Source organism: Pseudomonas sp. LF-5 (assembly GCF_037626295.1).
GTDB lineage: Bacteria > Pseudomonadota > Gammaproteobacteria > Pseudomonadales > Pseudomonadaceae > Aquipseudomonas > Aquipseudomonas monsensis.
Window position 1 is genome coordinate 233,476 of sequence record NZ_JARKMT010000007.1, and the last position, 22,009, is coordinate 255,484.

Genomic DNA, 22,009 nt, shown 5'->3' on the forward strand with positions numbered 1-22,009 from the left:
GTCGATCACATGATCGTGTTCCAACCAAGAACTCTGTGGGAGCTGGCTTGCCAGCGATGAGGCCGGTCAGGCCACTAGAGAATCAACGTTCGTGCAACGCCTCGGCCCGCGCCCGAATGATCGGCTTGAGCAGGTAACTCAACACCGACTTCTTGCCGGTGATGATGTCCACCGACGCGACCATCCCCGGAATGATCAACAGCGGTTTCTCATCGGTACCCAAGTGGCTGCGCTCGGTGCGCACCTTGATGATGTAGTAGGTGGTTTTCTTGTCTTCGTCGGTGATGGTGTCGGCACCGATCTGTTCCAGCTTGGCTTTCAACCCGCCATAGATGGTGTAGTCATAGGCGGTGAACTTGACGATCGCTTCCTGCCCCGGGTGCAGGAAGGCAATGTCCTGCGGACGGATCTTGGCTTCGACCAGCAAGGTGTCATCCAGCGGTACGATTTCGACCATGTCGCTGCCCGGCTGAATCACCCCGCCGATGGTGTTGACCAGCAACTTGTTGACGATGCCGCGCACGGGCGAGGTAACCAGCGTCCGGCTGACCCGATCCTCCAGCGCCTTGCCGGTGGCCTGGGCCTTGTTCAGGTCGGTGCGCGCTTCATTGAGCTGGGTGAGCGCATCGCTGCGGAATTTGCCGCGCGTCTCGTCGATCTTGCGCTGCACTTCCTTGATCGCCGATTCCGCACGCGGGATTGCCAGGGTGGTGGCGTCGAGCTGACCACGGGTTTCCACCTCGGCACGCTTGAGGCGCAAGACTTCTACCGGGGACACCGCGCCCTGCGCCACCAGCGGCTCGGACATGTTGATTTCCTGACGTTGCAAGCCCAGTTGCTGACGATACTGCGCCTGCTTGGAGCTGAACTCGCGCAGCTCTTGCTGACGCTGGATCAACTGCTCCTGCAAACCACCGATCTCGTCGTGCAGTTGCTGGCGGCGGCTGATGTACAGCGACTCTTCGCTTTTCGCCTGGCCCGGCACGGCTTTGAGCACGTCTTCAGGGAAATTCAGCGGGCGGTCATCAACCTCGGCACTCAGACGCTCGACGCGCAGCAGCATCGACAGCCGATCGGCCTCGGTTTCGCCGACGTTGGAGGCAAATCGCGTATCGTCGAGGCGAATCAGCGGTGCACCCGCTTCGACAATCTGGCCTTCCTTAACGAACAGTTCGGAGATGATCCCGCCCTCCAGGTTCTGGATTTTCTGGATCTTCGACGACGGAATCGCCTTGCCGTCGCCCTTGGTCACTTCGTCGATCACGGCGAAGTTGGCCCACAGCAGCAGGAAGATAAAGAAGCCGATGATCGCCCAGATGGTCAGACGCACGACGCGCGGGGCGTCCTCGATCAGCGCTTTGTTGACCTCCGGCAGCGGCTGGCCCTGCAACGAAGCAGAGCCCTTGAAGTAGCGACGGATCGAATCCTTGACACCCGACTTAAGCAACACTGATCTGCCCCTTCTTCAACGCTTCCATCACCGCCGCTTTCGGACCGTCAGCGAGAATCTGCCCACGGTCGACCACCAACAGGCGATCCACCAGCGACAGCAGCGACGCCCGGTGCGTCACCAGCACCACGGTCTTGTTTTCTATCACCGCCGCGAGGCGTTGCTTGAGGCGTTCTTCGCCAGTGTTGTCCATGGCGCTGGTGGGCTCGTCCATCAACAGGATCGGTGGATTGAGCAACAGTGCCCGCGCAAGGGCGACGTTCTGCCGCTGGCCGCCAGACAGGTTCTGTCCGCGCTCGCCGACTTGCAGTTCATAACCTTGCGGGTGCAGACGGGCGAACTCGTGGACACCGGCCAGTTCGGCGGCTTGCAGCACCAGTTCGTCCTCGACATAACGTGCGCCGGACACCAGGTTGTCGCGCAGGGTGCCGGACAGCAGTTGGATGTCCTGCGGCACGTAGCCGATGTTGTAGCGCAGTTCGCTGACGTCGATCTGGCGGATATCCACACCGTCGACCAACAACGCGCCGTCGTCCGGCTGATACAGGCCCACCAGCAGTTTCGCCAGCGAACTCTTGCCCGAGCCGCTGCGGCCGATGATGCCGATCTTCTCGCCGGGACGGATCACCAGGTTGATGTTCTTCAGCGCCGGGTTCTGTTGTTCCGGGTAGGTGAAGTTGAGCTGGCGGCATTCGATCGCGCCCTGCAGGACCTTGCGGCTCAGCGGGCGTTCTTCGAAATTGCGCTCCTGTGGCAACTCCATCATCTGATCGACCGAGGTCATGGTCACCCGCGCCTGCTGGTAACGCGTCAGCAGGCCGGACAGCGAGGCCAGCGGGCTGAGGGCGCGGCCACTGAGCATGTAGCAGGCAATCAGACCACCCATGCTCAGGTTGCCGGCGATGATCTGATACACACCGAAGACAATCATGATCACCCCGGCCAGTTGCTGGATCAGCAGGGTGATGTTCATCGCCAGACCGGAGAGCATTTTCACTCGCAGCTCGAGGCGGCTGAGGGTGCCGATGGTCTGTTCCCACTGGTATTGGCGTTCGCTTTCGGCGTTGTTGACCTTGACCGCGTCGAGGCCGGCGAGGGTTTCGATCAGGCTCGACTGGCGCTCGGCACCGAGGGCCATGGTGCGCTCCATCGTCGCGACCAGCGGCTTCTGCAAGGCATAGCCGATCAGCAGGGCAATCGGGAACGCCAGCACCGGAATCCACACCAGGTGCCCGCCGAGAATGGCGATGACGATGAAGATCAGGATGGTAAACGGCAGGTCGATCAGGCTGGTCAGGGTCAGCGAAGCGAGGAAGTCGCGCAGGCTCTGAAACTCATGGATGTTCTGCGCAAAGCTGCCGACCCGCGCCGGGCGGTATTTCATCGCCATGCCGACAATGCGTTCGAACAGCGTGGCGGAGATGATCAGGTCGGTTTTCTTCCCGGCCAGGTCCAGGCACAGACTGCGCAGGCTCTTGAGGATCAGGTCGAAAATATAGGCCCCGGTGATGCCCAGTGCGAGCACCCACAGGGTCGCTTCGGCCTGGTTCGGCACCACGCGGTCGTAGACGTTCATCACGAACAGCGGCGCGGCCATGGCAATGATGTTGATCAGGAAACTGGCGGCGATCGCATCGGCGTACAGCCAGCGCGAACGCTTGAGGGTATCGCGGAACCACGAGCGTGCACGCGGGATCAGCGTGCCGTGGTTGACGTCGAATTTGTGCTGCGGCTGGGCGAAGAAGACTTTGCCGGTGTAGTCGTCGGCCAGCAGTTCGCGGCTGACCACCGATTCGCCGCCGTCGCTTTCGCTGAGCAGCACCCGGGCTTCGTTCTCGCCTTGCCAGCCGAGCAGGACGGCGCTGCGGCCGTCCTTGAGCAGCAACAGTGCCGGCATGGCGATCGCCGGAATTTCTTCCAGCTTGCGTTGCAGTACCCGGCCCTGGAGCCCTGCGCGAGCGGCTGCGCGGGGCAGCAACTCGACGCTCAGGCGTTGCTTGGGCAGCGGCAGGCCGGTGGTCAGCATCGCCGCGCTGGCGGGTTTCTGGTGCAGCATGCAAAGGGCGAGCAGACCGTCCAGTAACGGATCGTCGTGCAACGCGCGTGGATCATGACTGAGTTGAACTCGACTGACTTCTGATTCCACGCTCGACACTCTTTGACAGTTGAAAAGGGATAACTCAATTCATCCCAGGCAGCTGGACCTTGGGCTTCACGTCGTTCTGCACAACGGATGCCAATGGCGCGACCACTCCCTGGCTTCTGAGCAACTCGCCCATGGTCGCCTTGATTCGATACTGAGTAAATAACTGAATGTTTTTGATTTCAGCCAGACGCCGCGAAGCGGTGAACAACTCGTTTTCGCTGTCGAGCAAGTCAAGCAGAGTGCGCTCGCCGAGGCTGAACTGACGCTGGTAAGCGGTGCGCACCGAGGTGCTGTGGTCGACGTACTGCTGAGCGATCGGCACCTGAGCATTGGCGTTGTTCAAGGCGTTCCAGGCCAGACCGAGTTCTTCGTTCAACTGACGCAGGGCGTTGTTGCGGATGTCCAGCGCCTGGTTCGACAGGTACGACTTGGATTCCAGGTCGGCCTTGTTGCTGCCGCCCGAATAGAGGTTGAAGCGCATGCGCAGCATGGCCTGCCATTCGTTGTTGTGGCCGTTCTGGCCGTCGAGATCGTTGTCGGCGGTGCGACCCAGTTCGGCGTCGAAACGCGGGTAGAAAGTCGACTTGGCGGTTTCGTACTGTTTCTCGGCGGCGGCGATGTCCGACTCGGCCGAACGCAGGATCGGGCTGTTCTCCAGCATCTGTGCGCGGGCTTCATTGAGGTTGGCCGGCATCATCGCCATGAACGGTGCCGGGCGCTCCAGTTGATCGGGCATCTGGCCGACGGCGCTGAGGAAGTTGGTCTCGGAGTCGGCGAGGTTGGTCTGTTCGGTGATCAGGTTGTTGCGCGCCTGGGCCATCCGCGCTTCGGCCTGATCGAGGTCGGCGCCGCTGCCGACGCCACGCTGGGTGCGCAACTGGATCTGGTCATAGATGCGCTGGTGGCTCTTGAGGTTTTCCTCGGCCAGACGCACGAATTCGCGGCGGGTCAGCACGTCCAGATACACCTGGGCAACGGTCAGCGCGGTGCGCTCGGAAGTGCCAAGCAGCGAGTAGGCGCGGGAGTTGACGGTGGCTTGTTGACGCCCGACTTCGCTGGATGTCGCAAAACCGTCGAAGACCATTTGCGAGAGACGTAAACTTGACTCGCTGCGGTTCAGGGTCTCCCAGTGATTGCCACCGCCGTTGGCGCGGGTGGTCACGCTGTCGGTGCCCTCACGACCATAACCGCCGAGCAGATCGACCTTGGGCAGGTATCCACCTTTTGCTGCCTTTAACTGATAATCCGCGGCCAAACGACTGTTGACCCCTGCCTGGATTTCCGGATGGACATCCAGTGCCTGCTGCATGGCTTCTGGTAAGGATTGTGCTTGTACAAACGAGGCGGCGAGAGCGAAGGGTACGGCGAAAAGCAGTGGCGAACGCATGATAGGAATTTCCCAGAACTTCTTGTCTTGAATCACAGCAAAACGTGGCGCTGCGTCGGATGATGGCAACCAGATTGACCGTATGTCGGAAAGTTCAAAACAGGAACTGGATCACACGCTAAAGGACAGGTCGCCGCGGAAATATCAATGTGACATTAGTGGGGCGATTGTTTAGGATGGCACCCATAAGGTCAATAGTTTGGCATAAAGTTAATCGCGAAAGAATATAGCCAAATTATTGACGAAAACATGCGTCAATCTTGATTCGCAAATTTTAAAAGTACGTCCAGACTGAATCGGCGCCCGAGCCATCAGGTGTATGGAAGTCAACTGAACGTGACACCCGGAGAGTCTTCAATGAGCAGTGTTGTTGCCGTCGTCAAAAGCATTGTCGGTCAGGTATTCGTGGTGTCCCCAGAGGGCGTACGCCGCGTACTCGTTGAAGGCGATCGACTGTTTGTCGGCGATCAGATTGACACTGGCCTCTCTGGCGCCGTGTCGCTGGAACTGGCTGATGGCCGCACCCTGGACCTGGGCCGCGAAACCCAGTGGAGCGCCAACGCGCCCGACTCCAGCACTGACCTGGCCGAAGCCACCGCGCAGGCCGCACCCTCTGTAGCCGAGTTGCAGCAGGCCATCGCCGCCGGTGCCGACCCGACCACCGCCCTTGAAGCCACCGCTGCCGGCGCCACCGCCGCAGGCACTGGCGGTGCCGCTGGTGGCGGCCACAGTTTCGTGATGCTCGACGCCACCGCTGGCCGCGTCGACCCGACCATCGGCTTCCCGACGGCGGGCATCAATGCCGGCGCACAAGCGGCGCAGAACATCACCGGCGGCCAGACCACCGACACCACCACCAACGCCCTGCGTGAGTCGACCCTGAGCCTCAGCGCCACGCCGACCATCACCGAAGCCGGCGGCGTGCTGGTGTACACCGCGACCCTGACCCAGGCGCCGCTGACCGACCTGACCATTACCCTGTCCAACGGCTCGGTGATCGTGATTCCGGCTGGCTCTACCACCGGCACCGTCAATGTGCCGCTGGCACCGAACGACACCGTTTATAACGACCCGACCCAGATCGACGTGACCGTCACCGGCACCACTGGCGGTAACGGCATCACCGTGACCCCGCCGACCACCCCGGCCACGACCCAGGTCACTGACACCATCGACACCACCACCGTCACGCTGACCGCTGGCAACAGCGTCACCGAAGGCGGCCAGATCACCTACACCGCGACGCTGACCAACCCGGCGCAGACGCCGGTGACTGTCACCCTGTCGAACGGTTCGACCATCACCATCGAAGCCGGCCAGACCACTGGCACCGTCAACGTGCCGACTCCGGCCAACGACGTTTATAACAACGGCAGCACCGTCACCACGACGATCACCGGCGCTACCGGCGGCAACTTCGAAAACCTGGTGCCGAACACGACACCAGCGGTGACCACCATCACCGATTCGATCGACACCACCAACCTGACCCTGACCGCTACCGGTACCGTGGTCGAGGGTGGCCAGATCACCTACACCGCGACCCTGACCAACCCGGCGCAGACGCCGGTAACGGTCACCCTGTCGAACGGTTCGACCATCACCATTGAAGCCGGCCAGACCACCGGCACCGTCAACGTGCCGACCGCACCGAACGACGTCTACAACAATGGCGGCACCGTCAGCACCACCATTACCGGCGCCACCGGCGGCAACTTTGAAAGCCTGGTGCCGAACACCACGCCGGCGACCACCACCGTTACCGACTCGATCGACACCACCAGCGTGAGCCTTACCGCCACTGGTACGGTCGTCGAAGGTGGCCAGATCACTTACACCGCGACGCTGACCAACGCCGCGCAAACCCCGGTGACGATCACCCTGTCGAACGGCTCGACCATCACCATTGACGCCGGCAAGACCACAGGATCGGTCAACGTGCCGACTGCGGCCAACGACGTTTACAACAATGGCAGTACCGTCAGCACCACCATCACCGGTGCTACCGGCGGCAATTTCGAAAACCTGGTGCCGAACACGACGCCAGCGACCACCACCATTACCGATTCGATCGACGACACCAACCTGTCGCTGACAGCCACCGGCACCGTGGCTGAAGGCGGTTCGATTGTTTACACCGCAACCCTGACCAACCCGGCCGGCACACCAGTCACTGTGACCCTGAGCAACGGCTCGGTAATCACCATCGAAGCCGGCAAGACCACCGGCACCGTGACCGTTCCGGCGCCAGCCGATGACGTCTATAAAGACGCCGGCAAAGTCGAAGTCACCATCAAGGACGCCACCGGCGGCAACTTCGAAAACCTGGTGCCGAGCACCACGCCAGCCGTTACCGAAGTGACTGACACCATCGACACCTCGACCGTGAAACTCACGGCTGACACCACTGTGGCTGAAGGTGGCACCGTCACCTACACCGCCACCGTCGGCGCGCCGGTCACCGGCTCGCCTGTCATCGTGACCTTGGCCAACGGTCAGAGCATCACCATCGAAGTCGGCAAAACCAGCGGCACCGTGACCACCACCGCGCCTAACGATGCGTTGGCCGGCAATGCGCCGCTGACCAACTCGATCACCGGTGTTTCCGGTGGTAATTACGAAGATCTGGTCGCCGACAAGACACCGGTTTCGACCACTGTTACCGACGTCGCCGACACCACCAACCTGTCGCTGAGCGCGACCGGTTCCGTGGCCGAGGGTGGTTCGATCGTTTACACCGCGACCCTGACCAATCCGGCCGGCACGCCTGTCACCGTGACCCTGTCGAATGGCTCGGTAATCACCATCGAAGCCGGCAAGACCACTGGCACCGTGACCGTTCCTGCGCCAGCCGATGACGTCTATAAAGACGCCGGCAAAGTCGAAGTGACCATCAAGGATGTATCCGGCGGCAATTTCGAGAATCTGGTGCCAAGCACCACGCCAGCCGTTACCGAAGTCACCGACACCATCGACACCTCGACCGTGAAACTCACGGCTGACACCTCGGTCGCTGAAGGTGGCACCGTCACCTACACCGCCACTGTTGGCGCGCCGGTCACCGGTTCGCCGGTGGTCGTGACGCTGGCCAATGGTCAGAGCATTACCATCGAAGTCGGCAAAACCAGCGGCACCGTGACCACCACTGCACCGAACGATGCGCTGACCGGTCAGGCGCCGATCACCAACGCGATCACGGGCGTGAGCGGCGGCAATTACGAAGACCTCGTGGCCGACAAAACCCCGGTCAGCACCACCGTCACCGACACCACTGACACCACCGACCTGACGCTGAGCGCGACGGGGACCGTGGCCGAGGGCGGTTCGATTGTTTACACCGCGACCCTGACCAACCCGGCTGGCACCCCGGTAACCGTGACTCTGTCGAACGGTTCGGTAATCACCATCGAAGCGGGCAAAACCACTGGCACCGTGACCGTTCCTGCACCAGCTGATGACGTCTACAAGGACGCCGGCAAAGTCGAAGTGACCATCAAGGACGCCACTGGCGGCAACTTCGAGAACCTCGTTCCGAGCACCGTTCCAGCCGTCACCGACGTGACCGATACCGTCGACACCACCACCGTCAAACTGACCGCCACCGAGTCGGCGGCTGAAGGTGGCACCGTCACTTACACCGCCACTGTTGGCGCGCCCGTGACCGGTTCGCCGGTCGTGGTGACCCTGGCCAACGGCCAGAACATCACCATCGAAGTCGGCAAAACCACCGGCACCGTGACCACCACTGCGCCGAACGATGCGCTGACCGGCCACACCCCGCTGACCAACGCGATCACCGACGTTTCCGGCGGCAATTACGAAGACCTCGTTGCCGACAAAACTCCGGTCAGCACCACCGTCACCGACACCACTGACACCACCGACCTGACGCTGAGCGCGACCGGCACCGTGGCTGAAGGCGGTTCGATCGTTTACACCGCAACGCTGACCAACCCGGCCGGCACCCCGGTAACCGTGACTCTGTCGAACGGTTCGGTAATCACCATCGAAGCGGGCAAAACCACCGGCACCGTGACCGTTCCGGCGCCAGCCGATGACGTCTACAAGGACGCCGGCAAGGTCGAAGTCACTATCAAAGACGCCACCGGCGGCAACTTCGAAAACCTGGTGCCGAGCACTGTTCCGGCTGTGACCGAAGTCACCGATACCGTCGACACCACCACCGTCAAACTGACCGCTACCGAGTCGGCGGCTGAAGGTGGCACCGTTACTTACACTGCCACCGTTGGCGCACCCGTCACCGGTTCGCCTGTCGTCGTGACCCTGGCCAACGGCCAGAACATCACCATCGAAGTGGGCAAAACCACCGGCACCGTGACCTTCACCGCGCCGAACGATGCGTTGACCGGCCACACCCCGCTGACCAATGCGATCACTGACGTAAGCGGCGGCAACTACGAGAATCTGGTCGCCGACAAAACCCCGGTTTCGACCACGGTCACTGACACTGTCGACACTACCAACCTGTCGCTCACTGCGACCGGCACCGTGGCTGAAGGCGGTTCGATCGTTTACACCGCGACGCTGACCAACCCGGCTGGCTCGCCGGTGACTGTGACCCTTTCGAACGGCTCGGTCATTACCATCGAAGCGGGCAAAACCACCGGCACCGTGACCGTTCCTGCACCAGCCGATGACGTCTATAAAGACGCCGGCAAAGTGGAAGTGACGATCAAGGACGCCACCGGCGGCAACTTCGAAAACCTGGTGCCGAGCACCACGCCAGCCGTGACCGAGGTGACTGACACCATCGACACCTCGACCGTAAAACTGACCGCCACCGAGTCGGCCGCTGAAGGTGGCACCGTCACCTACACCGCTACTGTTGGCGCGCCAGTCACCGGCTCGCCTGTCGTAGTGACCCTGGCCAACGGCCAGAACATCACCATCGAAGTGGGTAAAACCACCGGCACCGTGACCACTACTGCACCGAACGATGCGCTGACCGGTCAGGCGCCGATCACCAACGCGATCACGGGCGTGAGCGGCGGTAATTACGAAAACCTCGTGGCTGACAAAACCCCGGTCAGCACCACCGTCACAGACACCACTGACACCACCGACCTGACGCTGAGCGCGACCGGCACCGTGGCTGAAGGCGGTTCGATCGTTTACACCGCAACCTTGACCAACGCCGCTGGCTCGCCAGTCACCGTGACTCTGTCGAACGGTTCGGTAATCACCATCGAAGCCGGCAAAACCACTGGCACCGTGACCGTTCCTGCACCAGCCGATGACGTCTACAAGGACGCCGGCAAGGTCGAAGTCACTATCAAAGACGCCACCGGCGGCAACTTCGAAAACCTGGTGCCGAGCACTGTTCCGGCCGTCACCGAAGTGACTGACACCATCGACACCTCGACCGTGAAGCTGACGGCCGACACCACTGTGGCTGAAGGCGGCACCGTCACCTATACCGCTACTGTCGGCGCGCCGGTCACCGGTTCGCCGGTCGTGGTGACCCTGGCCAATGGTCAGAGCATTACCATCGAAGTCGGCAAAACCACCGGCACCGTGACCTTCACCGCGCCGAACGATGCGCTGACCGGTCAGGCGTCGCTGGGTAATTCGATCACGGGTGTAAGCGGCGGTAACTACGAAAACCTGGTGGCCGACAAGACCCCGGTTTCGACCACGGTCACTGACACCGTCGACACCACTGACCTCTCGCTCAGCGCCACCAACTCGGTCGCCGAGGGCGGTTCGATCATCTACACCGCGACGCTGACCAACCCGGCCGGCACCCCGGTGACCGTGACTCTGTCGAACGGGTCGGTAATCACCATCGAAGCGGGCAAAACCACCGGCACCGTGACCGTTCCTGCACCAGCCGATGACGTCTACAAGGACGCCGGCAAGGTCGAAGTCACTATCAAAGACGCCACCGGCGGCGACTTCGAGAATCTGGTACCGAGCACCGTGCCGGCTGTGACCGAAGTCACCGATACCGTCGACACCACCACCGTCAAACTGACCGCTACCGGATCGGCAGCTGAAGGTGGCACCGTTACTTACACTGCCACCGTTGGCGCACCCGTCACCGGCTCGCCTGTCGTAGTGACCCTGGCCAACGGCCAGAACATCACCATCGAAGTGGGTAAAACCACCGGCACCGTGACCTTCACCGCGCCGAACGATGCGTTGACCGGCCACACCCCGCTGACCAATGCGATCACTGACGTAAGCGGCGGCAACTACGAGAATCTGGTCGCCGACAAAACCCCGGTTTCGACCACGGTCACTGACACTGTCGACACTACCAACCTGTCGCTCACTGCGACCGGCACCGTGGCTGAAGGCGGGTCGATCGTTTACACCGCAACCCTGACCAACCCGGCCGGCACCCCGGTGACCGTGACTCTGTCGAACGGTTCGGTAATCACCATCGAAGCCGGCAAAACCACTGGCACCGTGACCGTTCCTGCGCCTGCCGATGACGTCTATAAAGACGCCGGCAAAGTGGAAGTGACGATCAAGGACGCCACCGGCGGCAACTTCGAGAACCTGGTGCCAAGCACCGTTCCTGCAGTGACCGAGGTCACCGACACCATCGACACCTCGACGGTCAAACTGACCGCCACCGAGACTGCCGCTGAAGGTGGCACCGTCACCTACACCGCTACTGTCGGCGCGCCAGTGACCGGTTCGCCGGTGGTCGTGACCCTGGCCAACGGCCAGAACATCACCATCGAAGTCGGCAAAACCACCGGCACTGTGACCACCACCGCGCCGAACGATGCGCTGACCGGCCACACCCCGCTGACCAACGCGATCACCGACGTTTCCGGCGGCAATTACGAAAACCTCGTGGCCGACAAAACCCCGGTCAGCACCACCGTCACCGACACGGTCGACACCACCAACCTGTCGCTGAGCGCCACCGGTTCGGTGAACGAAGGCGGCCAGATCACCTACACCGCGACCCTGACCAATGCTGCTGGCTCGCCGGTCACCGTAACCCTGTCGAATGGTGCCGTGATCACCATCGACGCCGGCAAAACCACCGGCACCGTCACCGTCGACGCACCGAAAGACGACGTCTACAAAGATGCCGGCACGGTTGAAGCAACTATCAAAGGCGCGACTGGCGGCGACTTCGAAAACCTGGTCACCAGCACAGCGCCAGCGGTCACTACCGTCAACGACACTATCGACACCTCCACCGTGTCGCTGACCGCCACGGCGAACGTCGCTGAAGGCGAAACCGTGGTCTACACCGCAACCGTGACCGCGCCAGTGACTGGCTCGCCGGTTGTCGTGACCCTGTCCAACGGCCAGACCATCACCATCGCTGTCGGTGAAACCACCGGCTCGGTGAACTTCGTTGCACCGAACAGCCCTCTGGCCGGCGGCAGCTCGCTGAGCGTGACCATCGACGGCGCCACTGGCGGCAATTTCGAAAAACTGGCGGTCGACGGCAAGTCCGCTGACACCACAGTTTCGGACACCACCGACACCACCAACCTGAACCTGACCGCGACCGATTCGGTGGCTGAAGGCGGGTCGATCGTTTACACCGCGACGCTGACCAACCCGGCCGGCACCCCGGTAACCGTGACTCTGTCGAACGGTTCGGTGATCACCATCGAAGCGGGCAAAACCAGCGGCACCGTGACCGTTCCTGCGCCAGCCGACGACGTTTACAAAGACGCCGGTAAAGTCGAAGTCACGATCAAGGAGGCAACGGGCGGCAACTTCGAGAATCTGGTGCCAAGCACCGTGCCGGCCGTGACCAACGTCACCGATACCATCGACACCACCACCGTCAAACTCACCGCGACCGAGTCGGCGGCTGAGGGCGGCACCGTAACCTACACCGCGACCGTGGGCGCGCCGGTGACCGGTTCGCCAGTTGTCGTGACTTTGGCCAATGGTCAAACCATCACCATCGGTGTCGGCCAGACCACCGGCACCGCGACCACCACCGCACCGAACGATGCGTTGACTGGCCATGCTCCGCTGACTAATGCGATCACTGACGTAACAGGTGGCAACTTCGAGAACCTGGTGGCCGACAAAACCCCGGTTTCGACCAATGTCACCGACACCGTCGACACCACCAACCTGTCTCTGAGCGCGACTGGCTCGGTGGCCGAAGGTGGCTCGATCGTCTACACCGCAACCTTGACCAACGCTGCTGGCTCGCCAGTGACCGTGACCCTGTCGAATGGCGCGGTAATCACCATCGAAGCCGGTAAAACCACCGGCACCGTGACCGTCCCGGCTCCGGCTGACGACGTCTACAAAGACGCCGGCACCGTACAGGCGACCATCAGCACCGCCACCGGTGGCAACTTCGAAAACCTGGTGCCGAGCACTGTTCCGGCCGTAACCAGCGTCACCGACACCATCGACACCTCGACCGTCAAACTGACGGCTGATACGTCGGTAGCTGAAGGCGGCACCGTCACTTACACCGCGACTGTTGGCGCTCCAGTGACCGGTTCGCCAGTTGTCGTGACTTTGGCCAATGGTCAAACCATCACCATCGGTGTCGGCCAGACCACCGGCACCGCAACCACCGCAGCTCCGAACGATGCGTTGACCGGCCACGCGCCGCTGACCAACTCGATCACCAACGTGACTGGCGGCAACTACGAAAATCTGGTCGCCGACAAAACCCCGGTTTCGACCACGGTCACTGACACTGTCGACACTACCAACCTGTCGCTCAGCGCGACCGGCTCGGTGGCTGAAGGCGGTTCGATTGTTTATACCGCTACCCTGACCAACGCTGCTGGCTCGCCAGTGACCGTGACCCTGTCGAACGGCGCGGTAATCACTATCGAAGCCGGCAAAACCACTGGCACCGTGACCGTCCCGGCCCCGGCTGATGACGTTTACAAAGACGCTGGCAAAGTCGAAGCAACCATTTCGACCGCCACCGGTGGCAACTTCGAAAACCTGGTGCCAAGCACTGTTCCGGCCGTCACCGAAGTCACCGATACCATCGACACCTCGACCGTCAAACTGACGGCCGATACCTCCGTGGCTGAAGGCGGCACTGTTACTTACACCGCGACCGTGGGCGCTCCAGTAACCGGCTCGCCTGTCGTGGTGACCCTGGCCAACGGCCAGAACATCACCATCGAAGTCGGTAAAACCACCGGCACCGTGACCACCACTGCACCGAACGATGCACTGACCGGCCAGGCGCCGCTGACCAACTCGATCACCGGCGTGACCGGCGGCAATTACGAGAATCTGGTCGCCGACAAGACCCCGGTATCGACGACGGTCACCGACACCGTCGACACGACCAATCTGTCGCTGAGCGCTACCAATTCGGTCGCTGAAGGCGGTTCGATTGTTTACACCGCAACGTTGACCAACGCCGCTGGCTCGCCAGTCACCGTGACCCTGTCCAACGGCGCCGTGATCACCATCGAAGCGGGCAAAACCACCGGCACCGTGACCGTCCCGGCACTGGCTGATGACGTTTACAAAGACGCCGGCAAAGTCGAAGCAACCATTTCGACCGCCACCGGTGGCAACTTCGAAAACCTGGTGCCAAGCACTGTTCCGGCCGTCACCGAAGTCACCGATACCATCGACACCTCGACCGTCAAACTGACGGCCGATACCTCCGTGGCTGAAGGCGGCACTGTTACTTACACCGCGACCGTGGGCGCTCCAGTAACCGGCTCGCCTGTCGTGGTGACCCTGGCCAACGGCCAGAACATCACCATCGAAGTCGGTAAAACCACCGGCACCGTGACCACCACTGCACCGAACGATGCACTGACCGGCCAGGCGCCGCTGACCAACTCGATCACCGGCGTGACCGGCGGCAATTACGAGAATCTGGTCGCCGACAAAACACCGGTCAGCACCACCGTGACCGACACCGTCGACACCACTAACCTGTCTCTGAGCGCAACTGGCTCGGTGGCTGAAGGCGGTTCGATTGTTTACACCGCAACCCTGACCAACGCTGCTGGCTCGCCAGTCACCGTGACCCTGTCCAACGGCGCCGTGATCACCATCGAAGCGGGCAAAACCACCGGCACCGTGACCGTTCCTGCGCCAGCCGACGACGTTTACAAAGACGCCGGTAAAGTCGAAGCAACCATTTCGACTGCCACCGGTGGCAACTTCGAAAACCTGGTGCCAAGCACTGTTCCAGCCGTCACCGAAGTCACCGACACCATCGACACCTCGACCGTCAAACTGACGGCCGATACCTCCGTGGCTGAAGGCGGCACCGTCACTTACACCGCGACTGTCGGCGCACCGGTAACCGGTTCGCCAGTTGTCGTGACTTTGGCCAACGGTCAGAACATCACCATCGAAGTCGGTAAAACCACCGGCACCGTGACCTTCACCGCTCCGAACGATGCGTTGACCGGCCATGCTCCGCTGACCAACTCGATCACCAACGTCAGCGGCGGTAACTACGAAAACCTCGTGGTCGACAAGACGCCAGTCAGCACAAACGTGACCGACACCGTCGACACCACCAACCTGTCGCTGTCCGCGACTGGCACCGTGGCCGAGGGCGGTTCGATTGTTTACACCGCAACGTTGACCAACGCCGCTGGCTCGCCAGTCACCGTCACCCTGTCCAACGGCGCCGTGATCACCATCGAAGCGGGCAAAACCACCGGCACCGTGACCGTTCCTGCGCCAGCCGACGACGTTTACAAAGACGCCGGTAAAGTCGAAGCAACCATTTCGACTGCCACCGGTGGCAACTTCGAAAACCTGGTGCCAAGCACTGTTCCAGCCGTCACCGAAGTCACCGACACCATCGACACCTCGACCGTCAAACTGACGGCCGATACCTCCGTGGCTGAAGGCGGCACCGTCACTTACACCGCGACTGTCGGCGCACCGGTAACCGGTTCGCCAGTTGTCGTGACTTTGGCCAACGGTCAGAACATCACCATCGAAGTCGGTAAAACCACCGGCACCGTGACCACCACTGCACCGAACGATGCATTGACCGGCCAGGCGCCGCTGACCAACTCGATCACGGGTGTCACTGGCGGCAACTACGAGAATCTGGTGGCCGACAAGACCCCGGTATCGACCACGGTCACTGACACTGTCGACACCACTAACCTGTCGCTCAGCGCTACCAATTCGGTCGCTGAAGGCGGTTCGATTGTTTACACCGCAACCTTGACCAACGCTGCTGGCTCGCCAGTGACCGTGACGCTGTCCAACGGCGCCGTGATCACCATCGAAGCGGGCAAAACCACCGGCACCGTGACCGTCCCGGCACCGGCTGACGACGTCTATAAAGACGCCGGCACCGTGCAAGCGACCATCAGCACCGCCACCGGTGGCAACTTCGAAAACCTGGTGCCGAGCACAACGCCGGCCGTGACCAGCGTTACCGATACCATCGACACAACCACCGTGAAACTGACGGCAACGGCCACAGCGGCTGAAGGCGGCAACGTCGTCTACACCGCCACTGTCGGTGCTCCAGTAACCGGTTCGCCAGTCGTGGTAACCCTGGCCAACGGCCAGACCATCACCATTGGCGTTGGTCAGACCACCGGCACCGCAACCACTACCGCACCAAACGACGTATTGACCGGTCACGCACCGCTGACCAACGCGATCACCGACGTCAGCGGCGGTAACTACGAAAACCTCGTGGCGGACAAGACGCCGGTCAGCACTACGGTGACCGACACTGTCGACACGACCAATCTGTCGCTGTCCGCGACTGGCTCGGTGGCTGAAGGTGGCTCGATCGTCTACACCGCAACCCTGACCAACGCTGCTGGCTCGCCAGTGACCGTGACGCTGTCCAACGGCGCCGTGATCACCATCGAAGCGGGCAAAACCACCGGCACCGTGACCGTCCCGGCACCGGCTGACGACGTCTATAAAGACGCCGGCACCGTGCAAGCGACCATCAGCACCGCCACCGGTGGCAACTTCGAAAACCTGGTGCCGAGCACAACGCCGGCCGTGACCAGCGTTACCGATACCATCGACACAACCACCGTGAAACTGACGGCAACGGCCACGGCGGCAGAGGGCGGCAACGTCGTCTACACCGCAACCGTCGGCGCACCAGTAACCGGTTCGCCAGTCGTGGTAACCCTGGCCAACGGCCAGACCATCACCATTGGCGTTGGTCAGACCACCGGCACCGCGACCACTACCGCACCAAACGACGTATTGACCGGTCATGCACCGCTGACCAATTCGATCACCAACGTGAGCGGTGGTAACTACGAAAATCTCGTCGCCGACAAAACTCCGGTCAGCACGACTGTGACCGACACCGTCGACACCACCAACTTGACGCTGTCCGCGACCAGCACCGTGGCCGAGGGTGGCCAGATCACCTACACCGCGACCCTGACCAACGCCGCTGGCTCGCCAGTGACCGTGACGCTGTCCAACGGCGCCGTGATCACCATCGACGCCGGTAAAACCACTGGCACCGTGACTGTTCCTGCGCCAGCCGACGACGTTTACAAAGACGCCGGCACCGTACAGGCGACAATCAACACCGCCACCGGTGGCAACTTCGAAAACCTGGTCACCAGCACAGCTCCGGCCGTGACCAGCGTCACCGACACCATCGACACCACCACGGTGAAACTGACCGCGACCGGTACAGCGGCTGAAGGCGGCAACGTCGTCTACACCGCCACCGTCGGAGCGCCGGTAACAGGCTCGCCAGTCGTGGTGACCCTGGCCAACGGTCAGACCATCACCATTGGCGTTGGCCAGACCACCGGCACCGCAACCATTACCGCACCGAACGATGCGTTGACCGGCCATGCGCCGCTGACCAATTCGATCACCAACGTGAGCGGCGGTAACTACGAAAACCTCGTGGCCGACAAAACACCGGTCAGCACTACCGTGACCGACACCGTCGACACCACTAACCTGTCGCTGAGCGCGACCCCGGCGGTGAACGAAGGTGGCCAGATCACCTACACCGCAACCCTGAGCAACGCCGCCGGCTCGCCGGTGACCGTGACCCTGAGCAACGGCTCGGTAATCACCATCGACGCTGGCAAAACCTCCGGCACCGTGACCGTTCCGGCTCCGGCTGACGACGTCTACAAAGACGCCGGCACCGTGCAGGCGACCATCACCGGTACCAGCGGCGGCGGCTTTGAAAACCTGGTCACCAGCACGACACCGGCCGTGACCAGCGTCGCCGACACCATCGACACCACCACCGTCAGCATCACTGGCAGCAGCTCGGTGACCGAAGGCCAGGCCGCCAGCTACACGGTCAGCCTGAACCACCCGGCGCAAACCGAAGTGACTCTGAAAATCGTCTACAGCGGCACCGCCGCCGACGGTTCGGACTTCACTGGCGTGTACACCGTGAAGATCCCGGCGGGCGCCAGCAGCGCGCAGTTCAACGTCGCGACCATTGATGACAAGATCACCGAAGGCACCGAAAACTTCGTGGTCAAGATCGACTCGGCCACCGGCGGCAACTTCGAGAACCTGGCCGTCAGCAGCACCAACGGCAGCGTCAGCACCTCGATCATCGACAACGATGCGCCACCGGTCATCGACCTCGACGCCAACAACTCCAGCGGCGCCACCGGTGCCGACTACAAGGTGACGTTCACCGAAAACACCCCGGGCGCCGGCGTGTCGATTGCCGACACTGACCTGACCATCACCGACCCGGACAGCACCATGCTCACTGGCGCGACCATTGTGCTGACCAACCGTCAGGACGGCGATGCGCTGAACCTGGGCAACAGCGTCAATGGCATCACCATCAATGCCAACAGCACCAACGGCACGGTGACCCTGACCCTGTCGGGTAATGCGACGCTCGCCGACTACATGCAGGCGATCAAGAACATCAGCTTCACCAACGGCAGTGAAAACCCGAGCACCGTGCCGCGGATCATTACCGTGACCGTGACCGATGGCGGCAACTACTCCAACACGGCGACCACCACGGTCAACGTGGTGGCGGTCAACGATGCGCCGGTCGCAGCCCCGGTCAACGTCACCGGCACCGAAGACACGCCGCTGATCCTCGGCTGGTCGACCTTCGGTGTGACCGACGTCGACAGCCCGGCCAGCAGCCTCGGCATCAAAATCACCCAACTGCCGGGCGAAGGCAAACTGCAGTATCTGGACGGTTCGACCTGGAAAGACGTCGCCAACAACCAGACCTTCAGCAAGGCTGACATCGACGCCGGCAAACTGCGCTTCATGCCGGATGCCAACGAATCGGGCGTCAATGGTTACGGCGGCACCGGCGTGGGCAACAACCAGGCCGACTACGCGCAGATCAAGTTCCAGCCAACCGACGGCCAACTGCTGGGCAACACCGGCACCGTGAAGATCGACATCACGCCTGTGGCCGATGCCCCGACCGTGAGCGTGGCCGACAACAGCGTGAATTCCACCGGGCTGGTCAAGGAAGTCTGGACCGGCCTGTCGGGTCTGGGCACCAGCGGCGCAGGCGCGGACTCGACCACGTTGAAAACCGTCATCGACGGCGCTGGCACCCCGAACTCCAGCGGCACCGTGACCAACGTGCAGTCGGACGGCAGCGTGACCGCCGGCACCGCGTCGAAAACCTCGGGCCTGATCTACCTGGAAGCCGGCAAGACCTACAGCTTCAGCGGTGTGGCCGACGACAGCCTGCTGATCACCATCGGCGGCAAGAGCGTGGCGTCGGGTACTTGGGGTGCGGGTGGTGCGATCAGCGGTTCTTTCACCCCGACCACCAGCGGTTACTACACCCTGGACATCTACCACCACAACCAGAGCGGCCCTGGCAGCTATGACGTGAACCTGTCGGTCAACGGCAGTACGCCAATCGACCTGAGCAGCGCCGGCGTGCCGATCTACACCGGCGTGCAGGATCTGGTGAACGCCGGTGTGACCGTCTCCGATCTGCACGGCACTAACGGCGAAGGTTATTACGACGGCTACAAGCTCAACACCGGCGCTGAAGGCACCACGGTGAAACTGTCGGCGATCAACACCGCCCTGACCGACACCGACGGCTCGGAAACCCTGAGCGTGAAGATCAGCGGTGCGCCGGTCGGCTCGGTGCTCTCCGACGGTAACGGCCACAGCTTCACCGTCACCGCGAGCAACGGCGAAGCCAATGTCACCGGCTGGAACCTGGGCAGCCTGACCGTAACCCCGCCGACCTACTACAACGGCCAGTTCAACCTGACTGTGACCTCGACCTCCACCGAGATGGTCGGCGGTTCGGCCAGCAGCACCGCGACCATTCCGGTCACCGTGGTGCCGGCGGTCTATAACGCGGCGGTCGCCACCTCCGGTGATGACACCTTCAATGGCACCGATGGCAACGACATCATGGTCGCCGACATCGGCGGTCTGACCGTGGTGCCGGGCACCAACTACAACATCGCGTTCATGGTCGACAGCTCGGGCAGCATGAGCACCTCGTCGATCAACGCTGCCAAGGACTCTCTGACCTCGGTGTTCAACACCCTCAAGCAGAGCCTGGGCGGCACCAACTCGGGGACGGTGAACATCTTCCTGGTGGACTTCGATACCCAGGTCAACAAGTCGGTGTCGGTGAACCTCAACGATCCGAACGCACTGACCAAGCTCAAAGCCGTGCTCGACTCGATGTCGTCCGGCGGCGGCACCAACTACGAAGACGTGTTCAAGACCACGGCCAACTTCTTCCAGAGCGCGGAAGCCGTGGCCAACACCGGGGCGAAGAACCTTACGTACTTCATCACTGATGGCCAGCCGACCTACTACCAGAGCGGCGAGCAGACCAACCCGACGCTGTACGGCAACGTGAAGTTCGACAGTGTGGTAACGACCAGCAACTACAAACTGGGCGATACTTTCAGCACCTACATCGACAACACGCATTACCTGAGCATCAGTGCCAACGGCAGTGTGCAGCTGCAGGTCTACACCAGCCGTTACGGCTGGACCGCGACCAACCTGGGCACCGTTCATGCCCAAGGCGACGGGACCTACGAGTTGTCGAGCCTGGCGGGCACCGGTAACAGCACCACATCGGCTACCACCGATAACTCCAGCAGCAGCTTCACCTTGCTCAGCGGTCTGTCGAACGTCGAAGCCATCGGTATCAACAGTGGTGTCAGCCTCAACGACCTGAAACCGTATGACTCGGATCACTCGCCGCAAACCAACATCGACCCGAAAGACCTGGCCAACTCGATCATCGGCCATACCGAAGCGACGCTGCCGGGCAACGACACCGTCAGCGGTGGCGACGGCAACGACATCCTGTTCGGCGATCTGGTGAGCTTCAACGGCATCGCCGGTGAGGGTTATCAGGCGATGCAGGCGTTCGTAGCGCAGCAGACCGGCGTCGACGTCAGCAAGGTCACCACCAGCAACGTGCACCAGTACATCACCGAGCACTATCAGGCGTTCGATGTGTCTGGCGCGCATGACGGCAACGACACCCTGTTGGGTGGCGCGGGCAATGACATCCTGTTCGGCTCGGGCGGCAACGACCTGCTCGATGGCGGCAAGGGCAATGACATTCTGCTCGGCGGCACCGGCAACGACACGCTGATCGGCGGTCAGGGCAACGACATCCTGATCGGTGGTTCCGGCGCCGACACCTTCGTCTGGAAGGCTGGCGACACTGGCAACGACGTGATCAAGGACTTCAATGCCAATGAAGGCGACCGCATCGACCTGCGCGATCTGCTGCAGGGCGAGACCGGCAGCACCATCGACAACTTCCTGAAGATCACCACGGTCGACGGCGTGTCGTCGCTGCAAGTCAGCTCGGCGGGCAAGTTCAACTCGGCCGATGCCGCCGCCGCGACACCGGACGTGACGATCAAACTGGAAGGCAACAACTGGTCGAGCGCCAACATCCATAACCTGATTGCCGGCAGCGACCCGACCATCAAGGTCGACCACAACAACAGCTGATGCGTGAGCAAAACGGCCGCCCTCAGGGGCGGCCGTCGCGTTTACCTGCACCGTACCGGTGACGATCTCGTCGTCGCACCGCATACTTGCCCGCAGTTGGCTATGCTGCTGACAGCATGACGCTGGTTCA

4 protein-coding genes are annotated in these 22,009 nt (G+C 62.0%); 1 reads left to right on the top strand and 3 read right to left on the bottom strand.

The annotated features are described in order from the left end of the window. Nucleotides 1-82 precede the first annotated feature (82 nt). Genes PseuLF5_RS20505 through PseuLF5_RS20515 form a run of 3 tightly spaced genes read right to left on the bottom strand, consistent with a single transcriptional unit; the run spans nucleotide 83 to nucleotide 4,983 of the window. A complete protein-coding gene (locus PseuLF5_RS20505; RefSeq protein WP_123470341.1) occupies nucleotides 83-1,450 on the bottom strand; it encodes an HlyD family type I secretion periplasmic adaptor subunit in 1,368 nt (455 codons plus the stop codon). Beyond that, the gene (locus PseuLF5_RS20510; protein ID WP_123470339.1) at nucleotides 1,440-3,596 is read right to left on the bottom strand and encodes a type I secretion system permease/ATPase; all 2,157 of its coding nucleotides are present in this window, start codon (nucleotides 3,594-3,596) and stop codon (nucleotides 1,440-1,442) included. The genes PseuLF5_RS20505 and PseuLF5_RS20510 overlap by 11 nt, the downstream gene beginning before the upstream one ends. Nucleotides 3,597-3,630: 34 nt before the next feature. Beyond that, on the bottom strand, nucleotides 3,631-4,983 hold the full coding sequence (locus tag PseuLF5_RS20515; RefSeq protein ID WP_123470337.1) for a TolC family outer membrane protein: 1,353 nt from the start codon (nucleotides 4,981-4,983) through the stop codon (nucleotides 3,631-3,633). Nucleotides 4,984-5,340: 357 nt separating this feature from the next. Between PseuLF5_RS20515 and PseuLF5_RS20520 the strand changes: the two genes are divergently transcribed. Then, on the top strand, nucleotides 5,341-21,879 hold the full coding sequence (locus PseuLF5_RS20520; protein WP_340134599.1) for a LapA family giant adhesin: 16,539 nt from the start codon (nucleotides 5,341-5,343) through the stop codon (nucleotides 21,877-21,879). Nucleotides 21,880-22,009 lie beyond the last annotated feature (130 nt).

Coding starts and splice junctions, on each gene's coding strand:
- PseuLF5_RS20515 (WP_123470337.1), bottom strand. CDS start 4,983: ATGCGTTCGCCACTGCTTTTCGCCGTACCCTTCGCTCTCGCCGCCTCG.
- PseuLF5_RS20520 (WP_340134599.1), top strand. CDS start 5,341: ATGAGCAGTGTTGTTGCCGTCGTCAAAAGCATTGTCGGTCAGGTATTC.